This window comes from Micromonospora sp. NPDC049240 (assembly GCF_040647835.1).
In the GTDB taxonomy this organism is placed as follows: Bacteria; Actinomycetota; Actinomycetes; order Mycobacteriales; family Micromonosporaceae; genus Micromonospora.
On sequence record NZ_JBEZCX010000031.1, the window covers coordinates 1 to 23,476 of the forward strand.

Below are 23,476 nucleotides of genomic sequence, written 5' to 3' on the forward strand. Positions count from 1 at the left end.
TCGCCGACAGCGCCAACCCGAACACCGCCTCCTACCGCATCAGCGTCGACAACCTCGCCGACTGGATCGCCACCCGCGGCTACAGCACCAGCTGACACCAACGCGCAAGGGCCCGACCCCACCAACGGGGGTCGGGCCCTTGTTGTCAGCGCTCGGTCGCGCCGACCGGCTCGTTCCGCTCGGGCGTCTCGGCCGCGGCCAACCGCTTCCCGCGCCGGCGCAGCCACCACGTGCTGACCAGGCCGGCCAGCACGGCGAGCACCAGCCCGGCCCAGGAGATGTCCTTGAGCCAGTGCTCGGCGGCCCGCCCGACGTAGAACAGCAGGTACGTCGTGCCGAAGGCCCAGACCAGGCCGCCGGCCGCGTTCGCCACCAGGAACCGGCGGTACGGCACGTGCAGCGCCCCGGCCAGCGGGCCGGCGAGGATGCGCAGCAGCGCGACGAACCGGCCGAAGAAGACCGCCCACACACCGTGCCGGGCGAAGCTCTGCTCGGCGCGGGCCAGATGCGCCGGGCCGAGATGCTTCGGGAAACGCCTGCCCAGCCGTTCCAGCAGTGGCCGGCCGCCACGGCGGCCCACGGCGTACCCGATGGAGTCGCCGACGATCGCGCCGGTCGCCGCCGCGACGGCCACCCACTCGGGCTGGACCACTCCGGTGGCGGCGAGCAGGGCGGAGCTTACCAGCACGATCTCGCCAGGCAGCGGGACGCCCATGCTCTCGACGCCGATCACCCCGGCGACGATCAGGTAGATCACGCCGGGGGGTAGCGCGGAGAGCCAGTGCTGCACGTCGACCACGCTCCGACACTACCCGGGTGGAACTCAGCCCGTGGGGGCCAGAAACTCCAGCCGGTTGCCGTGCGGGTCGTACGTGTGGAACCGCCGCATGCCGGGGATCTCGTCGTCGCCCCAGGTCACGCTGTGGCCGGCGGCGTCCAGCCGAGCGGCCAGCCGGTCCAGGTCGGCACGGACCAGCGCCGGGTGGGCCTTGCGGGCGGGCACGAAATCGTCCTCCACGCCGAGGTGCAGTTCGGCGTCGTACCCGATGAACCAGCAGCCGCCGCGGGCGGCGAGGGCCGGGGGTTTGGGTTTCTCGGTGAGGCCGAGCAGACCGACGTAGAACGCGCGGGAGCGGTCCTCGGAGCCGCGCGGGCAGGCCAGCAGCACGTGGTGGATCATGGTGGCACCTCCTCGTCCCGCAGCGTGGCACGAGGTTGCGTGAATAGCAAGACGGACGTACGGTTTTGTATAGACCGACGCGGGTAAGTGTCGCCTAAGCACGGCGGCGCCCCGGTCGGTGCGACAAACTGCTCAGGACTACTCACGGTCGCTGGTGTGAAGGAGTACGACGTGGCGAGCCTCGACACCTTCGGTGCGAAGACCCAGCTACGCGTCGGAGACGCGAGCTACGAGATTTTCAGGATCGGCCAGGTTCCGGGGCACGAACGACTGCCCTACAGCCTGAAGATCCTGCTGGAGAACCTGCTGCGGACCGAGGACGGCGCGAACATCACCGCCGACCACATCCGGCAGCTCGGCGGCTGGGACCCCACCGCCGACCCGAGCGTGGAGATCCAGTTCACCCCGGCCCGGGTGCTGATGCAGGACTTCACCGGCGTGCCCTGCGTGGTCGACCTGGCCACCATGCGCGAGGCCGTCCGCGACCTCGGCGGCGACGCCACCAAGGTGAACCCGCTCGCCCCGGCCGAGCTGGTCATCGACCACTCGGTCATCGCCGACCTGTTCGGCCGCGAGGACGCGTTCGAGCGCAACGTCGAGCTGGAGTACGAGCGCAACAAGGAGCGCTACCAGTTCCTGCGCTGGGGTCAGAGCGCGTTCAACGAGTTCAAGGTCGTCCCGCCGGGCACCGGCATCGTGCACCAGGTCAACATCGAGTACCTGGCCCGCACGATCATGGAGCGCAACGGCCAGGCGTACCCGGACACCGTCGTCGGCACCGACTCGCACACCACCATGGTCAACGGCCTGGGTGTGCTGGGCTGGGGCGTCGGCGGCATCGAGGCCGAGGCCGCGATGCTCGGCCAGCCGGTCAGCATGCTGATCCCGCGCGTGGTCGGCTTCAAGCTCTCCGGTGAGATGCCGGCCGGCACCACCGCCACCGACCTGGTGCTGACCATCACCGAGATGCTGCGCAAGCACGGCGTGGTCGGCAAGTTCGTCGAGTTCTACGGCCCCGGCGTGAGCGCGGTGCCGCTGGCCAACCGCGCCACCATCGGCAACATGTCGCCGGAGTACGGCTCCACCGTGGCGATCTTCCCGATCGACGCCGAGACGGTCCGCTACCTGGAGCTGACCGGCCGCGACGCGTCCCAGGTCGCGCTCGTCGAGGCGTACGCCAAGGAGCAGGGCCTCTGGCACGACCCGAACCACGAGCCGGCGTACTCGGAGCGCCTGGAGCTGGACCTCGGCACCATCGAGCCGTCCCTGGCCGGCCCGAAGCGCCCGCAGGACCGGGTGCCGCTGGGCAGCGCGAAGACGCTGTTCCGCTCCGCGCTGACCGACTACGTGGCGGCCGACGAGACCGGCGGCGACCCGGGCCGCAAGCCGGGCGTGCCGCAGCAGCAGAAGCCGTTCGGCACCGACGGCCCGGCCGACGAGGCCAGCGCCGAGTCGTTCCCGGCCAGCGACGCGCCCGCCAACGGCGTCAACGACCCGGCGGACGCGCCGCGCGACCTGGAGACCGCCGCCGTGGGCGCGGGCGGCCGGGCCACCAACCCGGTCCGGGTGACCGGCGCCGACGGCGTCGAGTACGAGCTGGACCACGGCGCGGTGGTGATCGCCGCGATCACCTCCTGCACCAACACCTCGAACCCGCAGGTGATGATCGGCGCCGCGCTGCTGGCCCGCAACGCGGTGGAGAAGGGCCTGGCCCGCAAGCCGTGGGTGAAGACCACCCTGGCGCCGGGCTCGAAGGTGGTCATGGACTACTACGACCGCGCCGGCCTCACGCCCTACCTGGAGAAGCTCGGCTTCAACCTGGTCGGCTACGGCTGCACCACCTGCATCGGCAACTCCGGCCCGCTGCCGGAGGAGGTCTCCGCCGCCGTCAACGAGGGCGACCTGGCCGTCGTCTCGGTGCTCTCCGGCAACCGCAACTTCGAGGGCCGGATCAACCCGGACGTCAAGATGAACTACCTGGCGTCCCCGCCGCTGGTGGTCGCGTACGCGCTCGCCGGCACCATGGACATCGACCTGGCGAACGAGCCGATCGGCGAGGACGCCCAGGGCAACCCGGTGTTCCTGCGCGAGATCTGGCCGAACACCGCCGAGATCCAGGACGTCATCGCCTCCGCGATCGGCGCCGCCGGCTTCAGCTCCGCGTACGCCGACGTGTTCGCCGGCGACGAGCGCTGGCAGTCGCTGCCGACCCCGACCGGTGACACGTTCTCCTGGGCGGGCGACTCCACCTACGTGCGCAAGCCTCCATACTTCGAGGGCATGCAGCAGGAGCCGACCCCGGTGCAGGACATCGCCGACGCCCGCGTCCTCGCGAAGCTGGGCGACTCGGTGACCACCGACCACATCTCCCCGGCCGGTTCCATCAAGGCGGACTCCCCCGCCGGGAAGTACCTGGCCGAGCACGGTGTGGCCCGGCACGAGTTCAACTCGTACGGCTCCCGCCGCGGCAACCACGAGGTGATGATCCGGGGCACGTTCGCCAACATCCGGCTGCGGAATCAGTTGCGGCTCCCGGGCGCCGGTTCCGATGCGGGAGCTGCGCTCCCTGAAGGCGGCTTCACGGTCAATCACCTGACCGGCGAGCAGTCCTCGATCTACGACGCCTCGATGGCGTACCAGGAGGCGGGCGTCCCGCTGGTCATCCTGGCCGGCAAGGAGTACGGCTCGGGCTCGTCGCGGGACTGGGCGGCCAAGGGCACCATGCTGCTGGGCGTGAAGGCGGTCATCGCCGAGTCGTACGAGCGGATCCACCGCTCGAACCTGATCGGCATGGGCGTCCTGCCGCTCCAGTTCCCGGTCGACACCACCGCGGAGTCGCTGGGCCTGACCGGCACCGAGACGTTCTCGATCAGCGGTGTCACCGCGCTCAACGACGGCGACACCCCGCGCACGGTGAAGGTCACCACCGACACCGGCGTGGAGTTCGACGCCGTGGTCCGCATCGACACCCCCGGTGAGGCGGACTACTACCGGCACGGCGGCATCCTCCAGTACGTGCTGCGCCGCATGATCGCCAGCTAGCACCTGGTGCAAGGAGGGGCCCCTTGTTAACAGACGTCTGTTAACAAGGGGCCCCTCCTTGCACGGTCACCAGGGCACCACGCCGGCGTCCTCGAAGAATCCTCCGGTCGGCCCGTCGTCGGGCAGCGTCGCCAGCCTGATCCCGATCGCCGCGCCCTGCTGCGGCGTACGCACCCCGCGGAAGCCGTTCAGGTCGGTCGCGGTGAAGCCGGGGCAGCCGGCGTTGATCAGGATGTCGGTGTCAGCGAGCGCGCGGGCGTACTGGATCGTCACCGCGTTGAGCATCGACTTCGACGGCGCGTAGGCCACGGAGAGTGGGCCCGTCTGTTCCTCCCCGGTGGAGGCGCTCTGCCGGGCGAGCGAGCCGACGCCGCTGGACATGTTGACGATCCGTGGAGAGGCCGAGCGGCGCAGCAGCGGCAGCATCGCCTCGGTGACCCGGATGACGCCGATCACGTTGACCTCGACCGCGGCCCGCACGGTCGCGACGTCCGCGCCGCCGGGCCGCTGCGGCATGCCGCCGGTGACGCCGGCGTTGTTGACCAGCACGTCGAGACCGCCGGCCTGCTCGGCCAGCAGGCGGGCGGCGGCGGTCACGCTCGCGTCGTCGGTCACGTCCAGCGGTACGCCGAACGCGTCCACGCCGGCCGCGCGCAGCTTCGCCACGGCGGCCTCCCGGCGCTGCTCGTCGCGGGCGCCGACGCCCACCCGCCAGCCGAGCGCGCCCAGCCCGGCCGCGATCTCGTACCCGATTCCCTTGTTCGCGCCGGTCACCAGCGCGATCGTGCCTTCACTCATGCAACCGATCCTGGCCGCGCTGGCACCGGGCGGCCAACACCGTCTCGGTAGCGGGCGATACCCGACGGGTATCGCCCGGAGGTACGGTGGCCGGGTGGAGACCCGGGAGTTGCGCTACTTCGTCGCGGTCGCCGAGGAGCTGCACTTCGGCCGCGCCGCCCGCCGCCTCGGCATCGCCCAACCACCGCTGTCGCGGGCGATCGCGCAGCTCGAACGGCGGCTCGGGGCGACGCTGCTGGCCCGCGACAGCCGGGCCGTCACGTTGACGCCGGCCGGCGCGGTGCTGCTGCGCGAGGGCCGGGCCGCGCTGGACGCGGTGGCCGCCGCCGACCGCCGCACCCGCCGCGCCGCGTCCACCGTGCTCGGCGAGCCCGGCCTGGTGCTCGCCACCAAGGCCGGCGCGTCGAGCGAGCTGCTGCCGAAACTGCTCGACGCGTACGCCGCCGAGCCCGACGCGGTCGCCGTGGAGGTGCTGCTGTGCGGCATCGGGGAACAGGAGCGGCTGCTGCGCGACGGGCGGGCCGACGTGGCGCTGCTGCACCTGCCGTTCGACTCGACGGCCGGGCTCGACACCGAGGAACTGGTGACCGAACAGCAGGTGGTGGTCCTGCCGGCCGGGCATCCGCTGGCCGGCCGGGCGCAGGTGCGGGCGGCCGACGTGGCGGCGCTGCCCGACCTGCCGCTGCCGCGCTGGCCACGCCGGGACGGCAGCTATCCGGACGGGCCGGGGCCCGAGGTCCGCGACCACGCCCAGTTGCTCCAGTTGATCGCGCTCGGCCGGACGGCGGCGGTGCTCCCCGAGTCGTGCCGGACGCTCCTGCGCCCCGACCTGGCCGCCGTGCCGGTGCCGGACGCGCCGGCGGTGACCACGGTGATCGCGTGGCCGCCGCACAGCCGGTCGCGGTCCCTGGCCGCCCTGGTCCGCACCGCCACCCGCCTCTAGCCACGCCCGCGCGGGCTGCCCGGCCACCGCTGCGGCCACGCGCCACGCTGCTCTCCTGAGGGCACGCCGCGCCACCCGGCCGCCTCGGCAGTCGCCGGGTGTGTCCGGAGGCAGCGCTCGGCCGGGCCCGCCGCAACTCGCCTCCGGGCGTGTCGCGGCCGGCGGCGTAGTTGCCCGCGAAGCGGTATACCTCTCCGTCATAATTATGACGGAGAGGTATACCGCACCAAAGTGAGTTGTTCCCTGCCACGGCGACGCTCAGTAACCAGCGACCCTGCACGAGTCAAGGGCCGCACGAGCCAAGGTCCGCGCGACCTCGGCTCTCCGGTCGTTGCGGACCGCGTACGGATCTTGAGACCACGAGTAGCCCGTGGCAGGCTCATGCCGCATGATCGATGATTTCGCGAAAGCCAACCTGCACGGGAGACTGCGGCGGGACCGCAAGGCGCTGCTCTGGAAACTCGACGGCTTGTCCGAATACGACGCCCGCCGACCTTTGACAGCAACCGGGACCAACCTCCTCGGCCTGGTCAAACACGTGGCCACCGTCGAGGCCAGGTACTTCGGCGAGGTCTTCGACCGCCCTTCCCCGGAACCGCTGACCCGGTGGCAGGACTCCAACGGCAGCGATCTGTGGGCGACCGAGCACGAGACCCGCGATCAGATCATCGCGCTCTACCGGCGCACGTGGGAACACTCGGACGCGACGATCAACGCGCTTCCCCTCGACGCCCCCGGCCACGTGCCGTGGTGGCCGGAGCCTTACGCCGACACGAACCTGTTCGCCATCATGGTCCATGTCCTCGGCGAATCCATCCGGCATGCCGGGCACGCCGATATCCTGCGCGAGGGCCTCGACGGCCGGACCGGGTTGCGCCCCGAACACGAGAACCCGATCGACGAGGAAACCCGTGCAGCCTACTGCGCGAAGATCGAGCAGGCCGCCAGGTCGGCTGACGAGGCGGCATGACCTGACCGACGGGCAATGGGCTGTTCTGGCTCCGCTGCTGCCTGCCGCGCCGAGGACAGGTCGTCCGCCGAAGTGGGAGAAACGGCAGCTCATCGACGCGATCCGGTGGCGGGTCCGGATCGGCGTGCCGTGGCGTGACGTCCCGGCCCAGTACGCGCCCTGGCCTACCGTCTACGGCCTGTTCCGTCGCTGGCAGCGCGACGGAACCTGGGACAGGATCCTGTCGGCGTTGCGGGCGGCCGGCGATGCGACCGGCCGGATCGGCTGGACGGTGAGCGTGGACTCGATGACCAGCCGCGCCCATCAGCACGCCGCCGGTGCCCGCACCGATGGGCATCTGCAGAAGGAACCACCCGGCGGTGTGCACGACGAGCCTGCCGATCATGCGCTGGGCCGATCGCGCGGCGGGCTGACCACCAAGACTCATCTGGCCTGCGAGCAGGGCCAGAAGGTCCTATCGATGATCGGCCTGCATCCCCAGCAAGAGCGACCAGGACGCCCACCGCAAGGCCAAGGGCTCCAAGGGCGGGCGCCCACCCGCGTTCCGGCTTATGAAACACGCCTTAGGCGAGCAGGTCCTTGCGCATCTGCTGGGTGACCACCTGGTAGCCCGACGTCCGGTAGAGCGTCGCGGCCCTCTCGTTGGCGCCGAAGACGTTCAGCTCCAGCGCCCGGGCGCCTCGTTCCCGGGCCGCCCGCTCCCCCGCCGCGAGCAACGCCCGGCCCAGGCCCTGACCGCGGCGGTCGGCGTCCACCTCGATGTCGTAGATGAAGGCGCAGTGGGCGACGCCGCGCGGATGGGTCAGGCCGATCCACAGCCGGCCGATCGACGAACCGTCGGGCAGCACGCCGATCAGGAGGAGCATGCCGGGCGTGGCCAGGCCGTCCGGCAGCAGGGCGGCGTTGGCCTCCCGCGCCCGGTCGAGCGCCTCCGCCTCCGTCCAGTTGCCGGCCGTGACGTGCTCCCGCGCGTACTCGACGGCCAGCTCGTCCTGCCAGCTGTCGAACTCCGCCGGTGTCATCGCTCGGACGGACACGGCCGGCTCAGTCACCGGCGGCCCGCCGACGCGCCTCACGCAGCTTCATGGCGTGCTCCAGCAGCGTGATCAGCACCTCCTTGGCCGACTCGCGCTGACGTGCGTCGCAGAGCACGACCGGCACGCCCGGGTCCAGGTCGAGCGCCGCCTGGACCTCGTCGAGCCGGAACTGCCGGGCTCCCTCGAAGCAGTTCACCGCCACCACGAACGGCGTGCCGCGCCCCTCGAAGTAGTCGATCGACGGGAAGCAGTCGGCCAGCCGGCGGGTGTCGGCGAGCACCACCGCGCCGAGCGCGCCCAGCGCCAGCTCGTCCCAGACGAACCAGAACCGGTCCTGTCCGGGCGTGCCGAACAGGTAGAGCACCAGATCGTCGCTGAGCGTGATCCGGCCGAAGTCCATCGCCACGGTGGTGGTCGACTTCGCCTCCACCCCGGACAGGTCGTCGATGCCGATCCCGGTCTCGGTCAGCACCTCTTCGGTACGCAGCGGCCGGGTCTCGCTGACCGCGCCGACCATGGTGGTCTTGCCGACGCCGAAACCACCGGCGATCAGGATCTTGATCGCGGTGGGCAGCGGCGCTGCTCCCGCCGGCCGCTCAGAGCGCCCGTAGTCCATTGATTACCGCCTCGAAAACATGCTCGTCGGGAAGGCCGGCGGGGGTGGCGCGCGGCTCGCGTACCTGCACCAGACTGCGGGCCGCCAGGTCTCCGAGGAGGACCCGGACGGTGCCCACCGGCAGGTCGAGATGGGCGGCGATCTCGGCCACGGAGAGGATCCGCTGACAGAGGCCGACTATCGCCACGTGCTCCGGGCCCAGCCCGGACTCGGACCCGACCTCGGTGCGGGTCGCGGTCACCAGGGAGATCAGGTCGAACGTGCCGGTCACCGGGCGGGCCCGGCCACCGGTCACCGCGTACGGGCGGACCACCGGCCCCGCGTGGTCGTCGACCCACTCCTGCTCGGTGGGCTCCCCCCGGCCTGTCATCGCGCCGCGTTCTCGCCGAGGGGCTGTTCCCGGGTGGGTGACGCGACGAACCGGCCGACCCGGGTGACAAGCATGGCCATCTCGTACGCGATCAGGCCGACGTCCGCGTCCTCCGCCGCCAGCACCGCCAGGCAGGCGTTGCGGCCGGCCGCGGTGACGAACAGGAAGGAGGACTGCATCTCGATGATGGTCTGCTGCACCTGACCACCGCCGAACCGCTTGCCCGCACCCCGGGCCAGGCTCTGGATGCCCGCCGCCATCGCCGCCAGGTGCTCGCCGTCGTCCCTGCTCAACCCGCGGGACGAGGCCATCAGCAGTCCGTCGGTGGAGAGCGCCACGGCGTGTTCCGCCTGCTTGACCCGGCCGACCAGGTCATCCAGCAGCCACGCAAGATCCGCGCTCGAAGCCGTCTTCTGCGCCACTCGTCGTCCTCTTCTCCCCGGCTGGTGTGCCGTTCTCGTCCCGGATGCGTCGGCCTCGACGCCCGGTCAGGTGACCTGCTCGTTTCCGTCGGCCGGCCCGTCACCGGCCCCGTGCGCCCCACCGAGCAACCGCGCCGCGTCGGTGCGGCCACGTCGGGTTCCACTCTGGTAGGAGCTCATCATCCGGCGTACCTGCTCCGGCGCGCGCGCCGTGTCGTCCGCCCCGTCGTCGTCCGCCTCGGACCGTTCGTGCCGCAGCTCCGGGACGAGGCTGGCCTGGCGTACCCGGACGGGCAGCCCGGCGTCGGTCTGCGGCGCCGCCGCCTCGGCCGCGGGCGGGGCGGCGCGGTTCTCGACCACGGCCAGCTCCGCGGTCGGCCCGGCCACCGCGGGCTGCCGTTTGCGGGTACGCGCCGGCAGCCCGGACGGCGTCATCCGGGGCGCGGGCGGTGCCGGCTCGGCCTCCGGCGTACCGGTGTCGATCGGGCCGAACCCGCCGGTGGTGCCGTCCTCGCCCACCCGGACCCCGACGGTCTCCTCGGCGGGCCGACCCGATCCGTCAGGCGCCACGGCGGCCGGCGACGGCGCGTCGTCGTCGCGGGCGTCGTCGGAGCCGCCCGGGTCGCCGGCGTCCGTGCTGATCAGCTCGCGCGGGATCAGCACCACCGCGGTCGTGCCGCCGTACGCCGACTCCCGGAGCTGCACCTTCACGCCGTGCCGCTCGGTGAGCCGGCTGACCACGAACAAGCCGAGCCGGGCGGCGTCGGCGAGGTTCAGTTCGGAGCGGTCCACGATGCGCGCGTTGGCGGCGGCCAGATCGTCGCCGCTCATGCCGAGGCCGCGGTCCTCGATCTCGAGAGCGAAGCCGTTGGCGACGAGTTGGCCGCGGACCTCCACAGCGGTCTGCGGCGGCGAGAAGGAGAGGCCGTTCTCGATCAGCTCGGCCAGCAGGTGGATCACGTCACCGACGGCGCGGCCGGTCAGCGACACCGCGCCGAGCGGCCGGACGGTCACCCGGGTGTAGTCCTCGACCTCGGCGACGGCACCGCGCACCACGTCGACCATCGGCACGCTGCGCCGCCAGGCGCGACCCGGCGTCGACCCGGAGAGCACGATCAGGTTCTCCGCGTTGCGCCGCATCCGGGTGGCCAGGTGGTCGACCCGGAACAGGTCCTCCAACTCCTCGGCGTCGTGTTCCCGGCGTTCCATGGCGTCGAGCAGCGTGAGCTGGCGGTGCACCAGCGCCTGGGTGCGCCGGGCCAGGCTGAGGAACACGTCGCGGACGCTGCGGCGCAGCTCGGCCTGCTCGACGGCGGTGCGGACGGCGGTCTCCTGCACGGCGTTGAACGCCTTGCCGACCTGGCCGATCTCGTCGTCGCCGAACTGCAACGGCGGCGCCTCCCGGGCGACGTCCACCTCCTCGCCGTGTCCCAGCCGCTCCACCACGCTGGGCAGCCGCTCGTTGGCCAGCCGGAAGGCGGCCTCGCGCAGCCGTTCGAGCTGCCGGACCAGCGCGCGGGCCGTGGTGATCGAGACGATGACGGACGCGACGACGGCGATCAGGCCGAGACCGGCGGCGAGCACCAGCCGGACGATGACGCCGATGGCGACCGGGGTGGCCCGGGACACGATGTCCTCGCCGCCGGCGAGGATCACGCCGCGCAGGTCGGCCATCGCCCGGTCGGCGGCGGCCCGCCAGGCCGCGGCGGTGACCGGCGGGCGGACGTCCTCGCCCTTGGCCGCGAGCACCCGGTCCTGGAGCGTGCGTAGCTGCCCGAACGCCTCCCCCTCGACCATCTGCTGGTAGCGGGACCGGTCGGTCGGGGCGAGTTCCCGGGCGGTCCGGTCCGCGAGGAACCACTGGGCGCCGACCAGCCGGGCGAAGGCGGTCTGCTCGGCGACGGTCAGCCGGTTGGCCGAGACCGCGCCGGTGAGCAGCGCGTCCTGTTGGGACAGCAGCTCACGGGAGCGGTTCAGGTCGATCAGCGCCGCGGTGTCCCGGGCGATCTGGTCGTCGTCGAGACCGCCGAGCGCGTCGAAGACGGCGAAGATGCCGTCCACCGCCTCGTCGTAGGCGGCGAGCGTCGCGGTCCGGTCGATGGTCTTGCGGCCCACCTCGTCGCGGACCTGGACGAGCTGGCCGAGTTCGGCCTTCAGCTCGGCCAGCCGCTGCTCCAGCTCGTCGCTGGCCGGGACCTCGGTGCGCCAGTCCTGGACCGAGGTCCACAGCGCGGTGGCCGCGCTGTCGGTGCGTCCACGCTGGGCCTGGAGCTCCTGCAACTGCCCGGGGTCGGACTCACCCAGGTAGCGCAGCGAGAGTCGGCGCTCGTTCTGAAGCTCCAGCAGCAGCGGGTCGCTCGGCTCGAAGACCCGCGCGTTGAGCGCCTGCACGCCGAGCAGGTTGAACCCGTCCCGTACGGTCACCCAGGCCGCGAACGCCCAGAGCGCGGTCAGCGACGCCAGCAGCGCGATGATCTTCGTACGGAGATTCGTACTGCGGGAACCCATCACACCGTCCTGGCCCGGTCTTCGGTCGGTCCGGAATCCGATCGACTCCGGCGCACGCTAGCAGCCGTCGTGAACTCCATTCAAGCGATCCTGATCATGGTGGGTGCCGGACGCGGCGACGCCCAGCCGGCACGCCCCGACGCGGCCAGTACCGCCGCGCGCACGATCCGCGTCGGGCGGTAGAGGTCCTTGTCGTGCCAGAGTGCCGGACCGCCGTCGCATCCGTCCAGCTCGGACAGTCGGGCCCGGCCCCGGGCCAGCGCCGCGGCGATCCGGGGGTCCCCGGCGCGGCCCGCGCCGGTCAGCGCGAGCACCGCGTACGCGGTCTCCTCGGCGGTCCCCTGCCAGCGCCCCCACGATCCGTCCGCCCGCTGGGTGTCCAGCAGCCAGCCGACGCCCCGCTCGACGGCGGTCCGGGCCGCCCCGTCGGGCGCGTGGTCGGCCAGCGCGAGCAGCACCGCGTACGTCGCGTAGTACGCCGAGGCGTGCCAGCGGTCCTCCCACCGCCCGTCCGGCTCCTGCCGCTCGATGAGCCAGTCGGCGACCCGGCGGCGGGCCGCCGTCACGCCGGGCCGGGTCGGGTGCTCGCCGAGCGCGTCGAGCACGTGCGCGTTGGTGGTCAGCGAGGCGCCGTCCTCCCCCGGCCAGGTGCAGAAGTGCCGTCCGGTGTCGTACCCGGCGAGCGGGGCGACACCGAGCGGCCGGCCCAGTCGGGCCAGCACGTAGAGCACCACGGAGGTGGTGTCGGCGTCGGCCGGCAACCCGGGCGCGGTGGCCGCGCCGGACGCGCCGACGGCGGCGCCCAACTCGGCCAGCACCGGCTCCGGCACCCGCAGCGGGACGCCGGCCCGGATCAGGGCGGCGAGCGCCCAGGCCCGTTCGAAGACGGTGATCGGGCTGGCGCAGGGCACCGGCCCGGGCCGGCCGACCCCGCGCAGGTAGTCCAGGGCGGGGCCGGGCTCGGGCCGGCCGAGCCAGGCGGCCGTGGCGGCCGGGGAGGCGCCCACCGAGCCGCTCGCCGAGGGGCGGACACCGGCCGCCCCGGGGGCCAGCTCGCCGGTCACCTCCAGCGCGTGCGCCAGCTTCGCCGGGACCGGCCGGCCGGTGGCCAGCAGTCCGCGTACCCGGGTCAGCCGGGCCGGGTCGAGACCGGCCGGCAGGGGCAGGCGGGGCCGGTCCGCCCACCCGGCCAGCCCGGGCGGTGGGCCCGCCGGGCCGGTGAGACGCCGGTCCACGGCGGTCAGCAGCGCCGGCACGATCAGGTCGGTGGCCGGCAGGTCGGGCGGGGTGTCGCCGGGCAGCGCGGCGGCCAGGAACGCCAGGCCGCGGTGCGCGGCGGTGGTCGGCGCCGTGGCCGGCCCGGTCCGGTGCAGTTCGGTCAGCAGCGCCTCGACGGCGCTCAGCGTCGGCACCAGCGCGTAGCCGCCGGGCCCGCCCCACCCGCCGTCCGGGCGCTGCCGGTCGAGCAGCCAGGCCAGCCGGGTGTCGTGGCCGGGCAGCCAGGGTGCCAGCGCGGCCAGCCGGCCGGTCTCGTAGATCGACGGCGAGGTCTGCCCCGTCGGGTCGTCGGCGAGCGCGTCGACGAGTTCCCGCGCGGGCCCGCTCCGGGTGGCCGGCTGGGCGGTGAGGCTCACCGCACGCCCCAGAAGTCGGTGTGCCGGTAGAACCCGGTGGTGAACCCGAGCTGGCGGGCCAGGAAGTCGGCCTCCCGGGGCGCCTCGTCGGCCAGTTTCGCCAGCAGCACCCGGCAGTGGTCGACCTGCTCGGCGAACCGCCGCTCGACCTCCGCCGGGTCGTCCACCAGCAGCAACGCGTTGAGGTCGCCCGACTCCGCGTCCCGGCGGTGCGTGCCGAGGTCGTTGACGAGGCGCAGCGCCCGCTGCACCTCGTCGCCGACCTCGATGAGCCGGTCCAGCGCGGCGGCGTCGGCGACCGATCCGGTGTGGATCCAGTGCGCCACGTTGACCACCGTGGCGGCGAGATTGTCCGCGTTGGCCAGGTACTCGGCGAGCGTGGGCCGGCCGGTGCGCCGCCACGTCCACTCGCGGGCCATCGCGTCCAACGTGCGTTCCATGGTGGTGCGCCAGCGTCCGCGCAGGGCGGCGTAGCCGGGCGCGGTGGCGACGTCGTCGCGCAGTTCGGCGAGGAACCGGCCGAGCGGGTCGGTCGTCGACGCGCCGTCCAGCACGTCCAGGCAGGTCCGGGCGATCCGGTCCACCTCGGCGCGGCTGGTCGCCCGCTGGTCGACCAGCCAGTCGACGGCGAAGCCCCACAACACCGCGCGGTTGGTGACCGCCAGCTCGGCGGCGGTGTGCCAGGGCGCGCTGAACGCCATCGCCGAGGCGATGCTGCCGAACAGCGTCGCGTCGAACGGGTCGGCGGGGAACAGGGCGGGGTGCGCGGCGGCCACCCGCCGCAGGCCACGCTGGCCGTGCGCGACGAGCGCGCAGATCCGGCCCTGTTCCGCCGCGGCGGTGATCGGATCCGGCGTCGGTCCGCCGGTCACGCCGGCTCCGCCCGGCCGGCCGCGAGCAACGTCAGCTCGACCCGCTCGCGGGGCCGCAGCGCCGCCGCCAGGCGCAACCAGGGCACGTCGGTGCGACGCAGCCGGAAGCGGTAGCGGCTGAGCATCGTGGCGAGGATGAGCTGGGCCTCCAGATAGAACAGGTACATGCCGAGGCACTGGTGCGGGCCGCCGCCGAACGGGAAGTGGGCGTACCGGTGGCGGTCGCGGACCCGCTCCGGCCGGAACCGCTCCGGGTCGAACTCGTCCGGCCGGTCCCAGAACTGCCGCATCCGCTGGGTGATCAGCGGGCTGACCGCCATGGTGGCGCCGGCCTCGATCGGCACGCCGTCGATGACGTCGTCGGCGACCGCGCGGCGCGGGATGATCCAGCCGATCGGGTAGAGCCGCAGCAGCTCGTCCAGCACCATCCTGGTGTAGGTGAGGTGGTCCAGGTGCTCGCGGCGTACCGGGCCGTCACCGACCACGTCGTCGATCTCCGCGTAGAGCCGCTCGGCGACCTCGGGGTGCTGGTGCAGGTGCGGCCAGGCCCAGGTGAGCACGTTGATGGTGGTCTCGGTGGTGGCGGCGAACATGGCCACGGTGTCGTTGCGGACCTGCCGCTCGTCGAGCCGCCGGCCGTCGTCGGTGCGGGCCCGCCACAGCGTGGAGATGATGTCGTCGCCGGAGTCGGCGTCGTCGCGGGTCTGCCGGACGATCGGCACCAGCACGTCGTCCACCACGCGCACCGCACGGCGGAACGCCCGGTCGCCCGGCATCGGCAGCGACAGCGGCGCGAACGGCACGACGATGCGGGGGATGACCGCGGTGGCGATGCGGTCCTGGGCGTCGATCACGCGCATCGCGTCCGGCACCGAGATGCGGTCGGCGAAGAGCACCTTCATGATCGCCCGGCTGACGATGCGGGCCTGCTCGAGGCCGATGTCGACCGGCCGCCCGGCGCGGTACGGCTCGTCCAGCTCGTCGACGGCGTCGGAGATGGCTTCGGCCATGCCGTCGATGAGCGCCTCCACCCGTTTGGCGGTGAACATCGGCTGCAACATCCGCCGGCTGGCGGACCAGACCTGCCCCTCGCCGAGGATGCCCTCGCCGAACAGCCGCTTGACCGGGCGCCAGAACAGCCCGTCGCCGGCCCGTTCGTAGTTGTCCGCCCGGTCGCGCAGCACGTGCTGCACGTGCCGGGGATGGGTGACCAGGTACGGGCGGAACGAGCCGAGGTTGAGCCGGACCAGGTCGCCACCGGTGCGGTTGCCCAGGTCGATCAGCGCGCGGGCCGGGTCCCGCAGGACGGCGGGCAGGATCTGCCGCAGCGGCACGACACGAGGCCGGCCGGTGGGCCGGGACAGGCCGGACGAATCGACCACCTGAACGCTCCCTCGGGTTGCTGAGGGTCGCTACCCCGTCTCGACCCGTGAACGTTGCTCGCGAGCATGCCATCCTGGACGTTGAAGCAAAAGACGGCAACGAGGATATTTCACTTAACAACAATCTCTTTGTCGAGAATGGAGCCGGTGGGATATGCGTCACGCCGAAAGGTTTGCGGTAAGGCCGGGCCCCCGCTCAACGCTTTCGGTATAGGTCGGAGCCCCGCTTGACACCTGCCTCTCCGGCGCGGGAACGCGGGCGCGGGCGCGTCCGCTGTGCCAAGCTTCGGGCATGGACGACAAGACCATCCTGAGCCGGATCTCCGAACTCGTGGACGAGGAGCACCGGCTGCGCGCCGGCGCACAGCAGCACGAGGCCGGCACCGACGACGAGGCCCGCGAGCGGCTCCGACACCTGGAGGAGTCCCTGGACCAGTGCTGGGACCTGCTCCGCCGTCGCCGGGCGGCCCGGCAGGCACACGGCGACCCGGACGCCCAGGGTGAGCGCCCGGTGCCGGAGGTCGAGCGCTACCTCCAGTGACCCGCGCTGCGGACGGCACCGCCGCCCGCAGCGGTACCGCCGAGCCGACGTCCCGGGCGGGACGGATCCCGCCCGGGACGCTCCCGGTTCAGCGGATCCCCGCCTCCCGCAGCAACACCTCGGTCAGCGCCACCGGATCGGTGTCGGCGGCGGGCAGCCCCCGGGCGGTGAACCAGGCGGCCACCACGCGCACGTCGCGGGCCAGGAACTCGGCCCCCTGCGGGTTGGCCACCACGTCCACCACCTGCGGCAGGTCGATCAGGACCAGCCGGCCGGCGTGCACCAGAAGGTTGTACGGGGACAGGTCGCCGTGGGCGTACCCGGCCCGCGCCAGCACCACCAGGGCGTCGACCAACTGCTCCCACAGGTCGCGCAGCTCGTCGTCGTCCGGTCGGACCTGGGCCAGCCGGGGCGCGGCCTCGCCCGCCCCGGCGTCGCCCACGAACTCCAGCATCAGCTCGGTGCCGAGCAGTTGCACCGGGTAGGGCACGGCGATCCGCCCGGAAGCGGCGCCGATCTCCCACAGCCGGGACAGCGCGGCGAACTCGGCCGCCGCCCACTGCCCGGCGATCATCTGCCGGCCGAACGCGGTGCGCCCGGCCATCGCCCGCATCTCCCGCGACCGGCGTACCCGGCGGCCCTCCAGGTAGCCGGCGTCGCGGTGGAAGAGCCGGTGCTGGGCGTCCCGGTAGCGCTTGACCGCCAGCAGGCAGCCCCGGTCGGTGTCCGGCACCGCGCGGCGGACCAGGTGGACGTCCGCCTCCTTGCCGGTCTTGAGCATCCCCAGCTCGGTGTCCCGGGCGGCCAGCTCGGTCACCAGCCAGGCCGGGTGCGGCTCCGGGCCGTGGACGGCCTGGTCCCAGGAGGACCAGCGGTCCTCCGCGTCGGGCTCGGCGTCCGGGTCGGCGAGGGTCGGGGCCGGCCGGCCCCGCTTCAGGAAATCGGGTTCGTCGTCGTCGAAGCGGCTCTTGCCGCGGCCACGGCGCGGCTGCGCCGGGAAGTCGTGATCGCGCACTGGTGGATCTGTCCTTCGGTCGAGTCTGGTGGAGGCAGGCGGAACGACCCTGCAAAGACGGCCATGACCGACCTCCTCTCCTCGACCGGGCGACCCGGTTGCGCCCTCGCGCGGCACCATGCTCGTGGGCCGGTCCGGGCGGGGCAACCGATTTTCCCCGCTCAGCCCGCCAGCACGGCGGCCACGGCCGGGATCAGCCCGTCCTCCACCCGGGTCGGCGCGAAGCGGGGATCCGACCAACGCCGCCCCCGGTGCAGCCAGACGCTGGGCAGGCCCACCGCGGTCGCGCCGCCGATGTCCGCCTCCGGGCTGTCGCCGATCACCCACGCGCCGCGCAGCGGCAACCGGGCCCGCTGGGCGGCGAGCGCGAAGATCCGGGGGTTGGGTTTGCTGACCCCGGCCTCCTCGGAGATCACCCAGTCGGCGACGTACCGGTCCAGGCCGGTCCTGCGGATCTTGGTGTCCTGCTGGCGTTCCGCGCCGTTGGTGACCACCACCGGCACCCAGCCCGCGTCGGCGGCGATCCGCAGCGCGCAGGCCACCAGCGGGTCCAGCCGCATGTGCGCCACCACGCCGTCGTGCAGCTCCTCGACCAGGTCGATCGACGGGATGCGCAGCCCGTAGCGGTCCCGGATGGCGTCGGCCACGTCCCACCGGTTGGTCAGCCCGTCCGCGTCGACGGAGACCAGCCAGTCGAGGTCGACGGGCGGCGCGCCGATGCTCTCCAGGAAGCGTGCTCCCCAGGCGCGGAACGGCCCGTCGCGGTCCAGCAGGGTGTCGTCCAGAGCAAGCAGGAGCAACGGCACCTGAGCACCCTACGGGAACGCGCTGGGCACCGGCAGGGCCGGAGGTCCGGCCGCGGTCAGGCGACGAGCGTCGCGCGGGCGGCCCCGGCGTCGGGCAGCCGGTCGAGCAGCATGGTGTGCGCCGCGCGGGTGTCCGCCAGGACCGCCGGGTCCAGCGTCGCCACCAGCACGTCCTCCCCGGTGTCCGCGCCCCGGGCCAGCGCCCGGCCCTCCGGGTCGTAGACCGCCGCGCCACCGTTGAACCGCCAGGGCGCCACGCCGCCGACCGCGTTGGCGAAGACCACGAACATGGTGTTGTCCAGCGCGCGGGCCGCGTAGTAGAGGTCCCGACGGTGCGCCGAGCCGGCCAGGTAGCCGCTGGGGCAGAGGTAGCCGTGCGCGCCGTCGCCCGCCGCGGCCCGGCCGTGCTCCGGGAAACAGCCGTCGTAGCAGATGCCGAGGCCGAACCGCCACGTGTCGACCACCAGCGTGGCGCCGCGCCGGCCGGCGTCGAACAGCTCGCGTTCGCCGCTCCAGAGCTGCTGCTTGTCGTACGCCGCGGTGACCGTGCCGGTCGGGTCCACCACCAGCGACGAGATGGTGCGCCGCCGGTCCGGGTGGCGGACCGCCGCGCCGATCACCACGGCGGCCCCGCCGTCCCGGGCGGCGGCGCGCAGCGGGTCCAGCCGGGCGTCGTCGACCCGCCCGTCCGGGTCGGCGGTCACGTCCGTCCCGGACGCGTCCGCGCCCAGCGTCGGCGGATGGTACGCGGGCAGGAACAGCTCGGGCAGCACCACGACGCGGGCCCCGGCGGCCCGGCCGACCAGGCGGGCGGCGGCTCGCGCGTTTCCGGCGACGTCACCGGGCACCGGTTGCGCCTGCACGGCGGCGACGGTCAGCGGGGTCATCACCGGATGGTAGCCAACCCGCCTCGCAAGCCGTACGTACGGTTTGCGTCGGCCCCCGCCACCTGCGACGATCGCACCGTGCCCAGAGTAAGTCAGGACCAGCTCGACGCGCGCCGGCAGGAGATCCTCGCCGCGGCGCGGGCGTGTTTCGCCCGGCACGGCTACGAGGGCGCCACCGTGCGGCGGCTGGAGGAGGCCACCGGTCTCTCCCGAGGCGCGATCTTCCACCACTTCCGGGACAAGGACTCACTCTTCCTCGCCGTGGCCGAGGACGACGCCGCCGCCATGGTGGAGACCGTGGCCCGCAACGGCCTGGTCCAGGTGATGCGGGACCTGCTCGCCCGGGCGGTCTCCCCGGACACCACCGGCTGGCTCGGCAGCCAGCTCGAGGTCTCCCGCCGGCTGCGGACCGACCCGGCGTTCGCCAAGCGCTGGTCCGAGCGCTCGGCGGCCATCGCCGCGGCGACCCGGGAACGGCTGCTCCGCCAGCGCGAGGCCGGCGTGCTCCGCGACGACGTGCCGATCGACGTACTGGCCCAGTTCCTGGAGCTGGCCTACGACGGGCTGGTGCTGCACCTGGCGATGGGCCGGCCCGCCGGCGACCTGACCCGCGTGCTGGACCTGGTCGAGGAGGCCGTCCGCCGGCACTGACGTCTCGGTCCGGTAACTGGCCGCCCCGCGGAGATCGACACTGGCGTACCTGCTCCACAATGAGCCGCGACCCCCTCGCGACAGGAGCACAGCATGACCGTCCTCGCGGCCGACACCTGGGGCATCCCCGGCCCCGTCTTCCTGCGCTGGTATCTCGTCGCGGCCGTCGTCCTGGTCGTCGGCACGGCGGTGTACCGGTTCCGCGCGCTGGCCGGCACCCCGGTCCCGGACCACGGCTCGCTCGGCCCGCAGCAGGTCGCGTACCTCAACGGGGGCGACCAACTCGCGGTCTGGACCGCGCTCGGCGGCCTGCGCCGGGCCGGCGCGGTGGGCGTGCATCCGGACCGGCGGCTGGCCACCGGCGGGCCGCTGCCGGCCGGCCTCACCCCGCTGGACCAGGCCGTCCACCACGCGGCCAGCCAGGGCCTGCGCGCCCGGGAGCTGCCCCGCGACGAGTGGGTCCGGCGCGCCCTCGACGAACTGCGCGACGGCCTGGTCCGCCGCGGCCTGGCGCTGGACCCGGAGCGGCGCCGCACGCTGCGACGCGGGTCCACCCTGCTCGGCCTGCTGCTGGTGCTCGGCGTGGCGCGTGCCTTCTTCGGGCTGACCAACGGCCGGCCCGCCGGCTTCCTGCTCCTCACCCTGGTCCCGCTCATCGTCGCGTTCCTGCTGCTCAACCGCGTGCCGTGGCGCACCCGGGCGGCCACCGCCGCGCTGCGCGACCTGCGCCGCCGGCACACCGCGCTGCGTCCCGCCGCCGCGCCGGCGTACGCCACGTACGGCCCGTCGGCCACCGCCATGGCGGTGGCGCTGTTCGGCACCGCCACGCTCTGGACCATGGACCCGGGCTTCGCGGAGCAGGCCGAGATCCAGCGCCAGGCGATGGGTACGGCGGGCAGCTCCGGCAGCTCGTGCGGCGGTTCCTCCTCCTGCTCCGGCGGTTCCTCCTCGTGCGGCGGCGGCAGCTCCTGCGGCGGGGGTGGCGGCTGCGGGGGCGGCGGCGGGTGCGGCGGATGAGCGACCCCTCCGGCGTCGGCATCGGCTGGCGGCCCGAGATCGCCGGCTTCGTGGCCGACCTGCCAGGACTGCGCTTCGTCGAGGTGGTCGCCGAGGCGGTCGCGCCGGCCGGGCCGCTGCCCGACGGCCTGACCGAGCTGCGCGCCCGCGACGTCACCGTCGTACCCCACGGGGTGCGTCTCTCGCTCGGCGGCGCGGAACCGGTCGACCCGGCCCGGGTGGCGCACCTGGCCGCGGTGGCCACGGCGCTGGAGGCGCCGCTGGTCAGCGAGCACATCGCGTTCGTGCGGGCCGGTGGCCTGGAGGCCGGTCACCTGCTGCCGTTGCCCCGCAGCCGGGAGGCGGTGGCCGCGGTGGTGGCCAACGTCCGGCGGGCGCGGGCGGAGCTGCCGGTGCCGCTGGCGCTGGAACCGATCGCCGCGCTCTTCGACTGGCCCGACGACGAGCTGGACGAGGCCGACTTCCTCACCGAGATCCTCGACGCGACCGACGCGCTGCTGCTGCTCGACGTCGCCAACGTGCACGCCAACGCGCGCAACCGGGGCGGCGACCCGGCCGCGCTGCTGGACCGGCTGCCGCTGGAGCGGATCGCCTACGTGCACGTGGCCGGCGGGGCCGAGGCCGGCGGCTTCTACCACGACACGCACACCGATCCGGTGCCCGCCGAGGTGCTCGACCTGGTCCGGGAGCTGTGCGCCCGGCGCCGCCCGCCGGCGCTGCTGCTGGAACGCGACGGCCACTACCCGCCCGCCGCCGAACTGCGCGGCGAGCTGGACGCGCTCGCCGCCGCGTCCGGGTACCCGGTGGTCACGTGAGCGGCGACCTGGCAGCCCGGCAGGCCGAGCTGGTGGCGACGCTGGTCGCGGGTGGACCGCTGCCGCCCGGCTTCGCCGCCGCGCCGGTCGAGGCCGCCCGTCGGGCGCTGCTGCGCAAGCGCGCCGGCGACGTGGCGCGGCACTGGCCGCTGCTCGCCGCCGGCCTCGGCGCCGACTGGCCGGCGGTCTTCGTCGACTGGGCGGCCGGCCGCCCCACCAACGGCTCGCTGCGCGACGGCTGGGACCTGGCCCGCGAGCTGCGCGACCGGGGCACGCTGCCGCCGCTGGGCGCCGACGAGCTGGCCGGGCGCGAGGCCGCGAACCGCTACGACGGCCGCGGCACGCCCCGACGCCGCCGCCTCCCGGCGCTCGCCCGCACCGGCGGCGCCGTCGTGGTCCAGTTCGCCGGCCGGGTACGCCTGCTGCGCCCCGCCCCGCGCTGACAGGTCCTCACCCGATGCGGCAGGATCGGGCCCATGGATCTCGGACTGGCCGACCGGGTGTACGTGCTGACCGGCGCCTCCGGCGGCCTCGGTCTCGCCACCGCCCGGCAGCTCGTCGCGGACGGCGCCCGGGTGGTGGTCTCCGCGCGGGCCCCGGAACGGGTGGCTGCCGCCGTCGAGGCGCTCGGCGGCCCGGCGCGGGCCATCGGGCTGACCGCCGACCTGGCCGACCCCGGCACTCCGGACCGCCTCGTGGCGGCGGCCCGCGAACACTTCGGCCGGCTCGACGGCGCGCTGGTCTCGGTCGGCGGGCCGCCCGGGGGCACCGCCGCCGAGGTCACCGACGCGCAGTGGCGGGAGTCGTTCGAAACGGTCTTCCTGGGCAGCGTCCGGCTCGCCCGCACGGTGGCCGGCGCGCTCACCGACGGCGGCGCGATCGCCCTGGTGCTGTCCACCTCGGTGCGCGAGCCGCTGGCCGGGCTGGGCCTCTCCAACGGTCTCCGACCGGGCCTGGCCGGGGTGGCCAAGGACCTGGCCGACGAGTACGGTCCGCGCGGCGTACGGGTGGTGAGCCTGCTGCCCGGCCGGATCATGACCGACCGCAACCGGGACCTGCTGGCCGCCTCCGGCGACGCCGACCGGGCCCGCGCCGCGGCGGAGGCGGCGATCCCGCTGGGCCGCATCGCCGAGCCCGCCGAGTTCGGCCGGGTGGCCGCGTTCCTGCTCTCCCCCGCCGCGAGCTACGTCACCGGGGTCACCGTGCCGGTCGACGGCGGTGCGCTGCGTGGCCTGTGACGGCACGTCGACGACCTCGCGGGCCAGTGCCGGCGCGGTGACGTGCCCGCGTCCCGGGACGGCACGTCGATGAACGACCGACGCCGCCCCGCCGGCGGGCGACCCGAACCCGCGACCGGTCCCGCCGCGCCCGCCCGGCGTCACCCGCGACCCAGCCGGGGGCAGCTCGCCGCGGCGGCCGACCGGCTGCTGCCCGACGTGATCGGGCCCGGTCTGGACGTGCTCTTCGTCGGCATCAACCCGGGCCTGTGGTCGGCGGCCACCGGCTGGCACTTCGCCCGCCCGGGCAACCGGTTCTGGCCGGCGCTGCACCGTGGCGGGTTCACCCCGCGCCTGTGGCACCCCAGTGAGCAGGACGAGCTGCCCGCGCTGGGGTTGGGCATCACGAACATGGTGGCCCGGGCCAGCGCGCGCGCCGACGAGCTGACCGCCGCGGAACTGGTCGAGGGCGCGCGCGTGCTCCGCGACAAGGTCGAGCGCCACCGACCGCGCTGGGTGGCGGTGGTCGGGGTGACCGCGTACCGGATCGGTTTCGCCCGGCCGAAGGCCAGGTTCGGGCCGCAACCGGAGCCGCTCGGCCCGGCGCGGCTCTGGGTGCTGCCCAACCCGAGCGGGCTGAACGCGCACTTCACGCCGGAGACGCTTGGCGCCGCGTTCGGTGAGCTGCGCGCGGCGGTCACCGGCGGATAGCGCCTTCCGGCGCCGCCGCAGCCCGGCGGGTCACCGGCGCCC

The 23,476-nt window shown here is 74.0% G+C and carries 24 protein-coding genes and 2 pseudogenes; 12 read left to right on the forward strand and 14 right to left on the reverse strand.

Annotated elements, in window-relative coordinates; genetic code table 11:
• Positions 1 to 95: pseudogene (locus tag AB0B02_RS30410) on the forward strand (phytochelatin synthase); the annotation flags it as partial.
• A gap of 50 nt (positions 96 to 145) precedes the next feature.
• On the opposite strand, the gene AB0B02_RS30415 reads toward AB0B02_RS30410, so the two are convergent.
• Both AB0B02_RS30415 and AB0B02_RS30420 read right to left on the reverse strand, forming a co-directional pair.
• A complete protein-coding gene (locus AB0B02_RS30415) occupies positions 146 to 799 on the reverse strand; it encodes a DedA family protein (protein ID WP_357306237.1) in 654 nt (217 codons plus the stop codon).
• Between the two features lie 24 nt (positions 800 to 823).
• On the reverse strand, positions 824 to 1,180 hold the full coding sequence (locus AB0B02_RS30420; protein ID WP_281938669.1) for a VOC family protein: 357 nt from the start codon (positions 1,178 to 1,180) through the stop codon (positions 824 to 826).
• Between the two features lie 156 nt (positions 1,181 to 1,336).
• Between AB0B02_RS30420 and AB0B02_RS30425 the strand changes: the two genes are divergently transcribed.
• On the forward strand, positions 1,337 to 4,222 hold the full coding sequence (locus tag AB0B02_RS30425) for an aconitate hydratase (RefSeq protein WP_281938667.1): 2,886 nt from the start codon (positions 1,337 to 1,339) through the stop codon (positions 4,220 to 4,222).
• Positions 4,223 to 4,288: 66 nt separating this feature from the next.
• Here AB0B02_RS30425 and AB0B02_RS30430 read toward each other — a convergent pair whose 3' ends face one another.
• The gene (locus AB0B02_RS30430; protein WP_281938665.1) at positions 4,289 to 5,020 is read right to left on the reverse strand and encodes an SDR family oxidoreductase; all 732 of its coding nucleotides are present in this window, start codon (positions 5,018 to 5,020) and stop codon (positions 4,289 to 4,291) included.
• 94 nt (positions 5,021 to 5,114) lie between these two features.
• On the opposite strand from AB0B02_RS30430, the gene AB0B02_RS30435 reads away from it, so the two are divergent.
• From AB0B02_RS30435 to AB0B02_RS30445, 3 genes and pseudogenes are all read left to right on the forward strand, one after another.
• Positions 5,115 to 5,963: a LysR family transcriptional regulator gene (locus AB0B02_RS30435; protein WP_281938664.1), complete on the forward strand. Its 849-nt coding sequence runs from the start codon at positions 5,115 to 5,117 to the stop codon at positions 5,961 to 5,963.
• Between the two features lie 388 nt (positions 5,964 to 6,351).
• A complete protein-coding gene (locus tag AB0B02_RS30440) occupies positions 6,352 to 6,933 on the forward strand; it encodes a DinB family protein (RefSeq protein WP_357306244.1) in 582 nt (193 codons plus the stop codon).
• Positions 6,917 to 7,478: pseudogene (locus tag AB0B02_RS30445) on the forward strand (IS5 family transposase); the annotation flags it as partial. The gene AB0B02_RS30440 and the pseudogene AB0B02_RS30445, both read left to right, overlap by 17 nt.
• An 18-nt stretch (positions 7,479 to 7,496) precedes the next feature.
• Here the strand turns inward: AB0B02_RS30445 and AB0B02_RS30450 are convergent.
• From AB0B02_RS30450 to AB0B02_RS30485, 8 genes are all read right to left on the reverse strand, one after another.
• A complete protein-coding gene (locus AB0B02_RS30450; protein ID WP_281938660.1) occupies positions 7,497 to 7,955 on the reverse strand; it encodes a GNAT family N-acetyltransferase in 459 nt (152 codons plus the stop codon).
• Between the two features lie 22 nt (positions 7,956 to 7,977).
• Positions 7,978 to 8,586: an ATP/GTP-binding protein gene (locus AB0B02_RS30455; protein WP_107162530.1), complete on the reverse strand. Its 609-nt coding sequence runs from the start codon at positions 8,584 to 8,586 to the stop codon at positions 7,978 to 7,980.
• Positions 8,567 to 8,956 carry a DUF742 domain-containing protein gene (locus AB0B02_RS30460; RefSeq protein ID WP_281938657.1) on the reverse strand — a complete coding sequence of 130 codons (390 nt, stop codon included), beginning with the start codon at positions 8,954 to 8,956 and terminating at the stop codon, positions 8,567 to 8,569. Before AB0B02_RS30460 ends, AB0B02_RS30455 begins: the two co-directional genes overlap by 20 nt.
• A complete protein-coding gene (locus AB0B02_RS30465; protein WP_281938655.1) occupies positions 8,953 to 9,378 on the reverse strand; it encodes a roadblock/LC7 domain-containing protein in 426 nt (141 codons plus the stop codon). The genes AB0B02_RS30460 and AB0B02_RS30465 overlap by 4 nt, the downstream gene beginning before the upstream one ends.
• Positions 9,379 to 9,444: 66 nt before the next feature.
• Entirely contained in the window at positions 9,445 to 11,886 is a 2,442-nt protein-coding gene (locus AB0B02_RS30470; protein ID WP_357306251.1) for a nitrate- and nitrite sensing domain-containing protein, read from the reverse strand.
• A gap of 80 nt (positions 11,887 to 11,966) precedes the next feature.
• Positions 11,967 to 13,520 carry a prenyltransferase/squalene oxidase repeat-containing protein gene (locus tag AB0B02_RS30475; RefSeq protein WP_357306254.1) on the reverse strand — a complete coding sequence of 518 codons (1,554 nt, stop codon included), beginning with the start codon at positions 13,518 to 13,520 and terminating at the stop codon, positions 11,967 to 11,969.
• Positions 13,517 to 14,392, reverse strand: coding sequence for a terpene synthase family protein (locus tag AB0B02_RS30480; RefSeq protein ID WP_357306257.1), 876 nt, complete (start codon positions 14,390 to 14,392; stop codon positions 13,517 to 13,519). Before AB0B02_RS30480 ends, AB0B02_RS30475 begins: the two co-directional genes overlap by 4 nt.
• Positions 14,389 to 15,726 (reverse strand): cytochrome P450, encoded by a 1,338-nt coding sequence (locus AB0B02_RS30485; RefSeq protein ID WP_281939317.1) that lies wholly within the window; start codon positions 15,724 to 15,726, stop codon positions 14,389 to 14,391. The genes AB0B02_RS30480 and AB0B02_RS30485 overlap by 4 nt, the downstream gene beginning before the upstream one ends.
• 340 nt (positions 15,727 to 16,066) lie before the next feature.
• Between AB0B02_RS30485 and AB0B02_RS30490 the strand changes: the two genes are divergently transcribed.
• Positions 16,067 to 16,315: a DUF2630 family protein gene (locus AB0B02_RS30490; RefSeq protein ID WP_107162524.1), complete on the forward strand. Its 249-nt coding sequence runs from the start codon at positions 16,067 to 16,069 to the stop codon at positions 16,313 to 16,315.
• A gap of 88 nt (positions 16,316 to 16,403) precedes the next feature.
• Here AB0B02_RS30490 and AB0B02_RS30495 read toward each other — a convergent pair whose 3' ends face one another.
• The 3 genes from AB0B02_RS30495 to AB0B02_RS30505 all read right to left on the reverse strand — a co-directional run bounded on the left by AB0B02_RS30495 (position 16,404) and on the right by AB0B02_RS30505 (position 19,023).
• A complete protein-coding gene (locus tag AB0B02_RS30495) occupies positions 16,404 to 17,330 on the reverse strand; it encodes an RIO1 family regulatory kinase/ATPase (RefSeq protein WP_107162523.1) in 927 nt (308 codons plus the stop codon).
• Positions 17,331 to 17,491: 161 nt separating this feature from the next.
• Positions 17,492 to 18,136: an HAD-IA family hydrolase gene (locus AB0B02_RS30500; protein WP_281938646.1), complete on the reverse strand. Its 645-nt coding sequence runs from the start codon at positions 18,134 to 18,136 to the stop codon at positions 17,492 to 17,494.
• 56 nt (positions 18,137 to 18,192) lie between these two features.
• Positions 18,193 to 19,023 (reverse strand): carbon-nitrogen hydrolase family protein, encoded by an 831-nt coding sequence (locus tag AB0B02_RS30505; RefSeq protein WP_357306262.1) that lies wholly within the window; start codon positions 19,021 to 19,023, stop codon positions 18,193 to 18,195.
• Positions 19,024 to 19,101: 78 nt separating this feature from the next.
• Here AB0B02_RS30505 and AB0B02_RS30510 point away from each other — a divergent pair, with 78 nt between their 5' ends.
• The 6 genes from AB0B02_RS30510 to mug all read left to right on the forward strand — a co-directional run bounded on the left by AB0B02_RS30510 (position 19,102) and on the right by mug (position 23,434).
• Positions 19,102 to 19,674, forward strand: a complete 573-nt coding sequence (locus AB0B02_RS30510; protein ID WP_281943832.1) for a TetR/AcrR family transcriptional regulator — start codon at positions 19,102 to 19,104, stop codon at positions 19,672 to 19,674.
• Between the two features lie 93 nt (positions 19,675 to 19,767).
• Complete coding sequence (locus AB0B02_RS30515; RefSeq protein WP_281943833.1) at positions 19,768 to 20,691, forward strand: TIGR04222 domain-containing membrane protein; 924 nt, start codon at positions 19,768 to 19,770, stop codon at positions 20,689 to 20,691.
• On the forward strand, positions 20,688 to 21,506 hold the full coding sequence (locus AB0B02_RS30520) for a DUF692 family multinuclear iron-containing protein (RefSeq protein ID WP_281943834.1): 819 nt from the start codon (positions 20,688 to 20,690) through the stop codon (positions 21,504 to 21,506). The genes AB0B02_RS30515 and AB0B02_RS30520 overlap by 4 nt, the downstream gene beginning before the upstream one ends.
• Positions 21,503 to 21,949 (forward strand): hypothetical protein, encoded by a 447-nt coding sequence (locus AB0B02_RS30525; RefSeq protein WP_357306267.1) that lies wholly within the window; start codon positions 21,503 to 21,505, stop codon positions 21,947 to 21,949. Before AB0B02_RS30520 ends, AB0B02_RS30525 begins: the two co-directional genes overlap by 4 nt.
• Positions 21,950 to 21,982: 33 nt before the next feature.
• Positions 21,983 to 22,744 carry an SDR family oxidoreductase gene (locus tag AB0B02_RS30530; RefSeq protein ID WP_357306270.1) on the forward strand — a complete coding sequence of 254 codons (762 nt, stop codon included), beginning with the start codon at positions 21,983 to 21,985 and terminating at the stop codon, positions 22,742 to 22,744.
• 69 nt (positions 22,745 to 22,813) lie between these two features.
• A complete protein-coding gene (gene mug, locus AB0B02_RS30535; protein ID WP_357306273.1) occupies positions 22,814 to 23,434 on the forward strand; it encodes a G/U mismatch-specific DNA glycosylase in 621 nt (206 codons plus the stop codon).
• Positions 23,435 to 23,476: the final 42 nt, after the last annotated feature.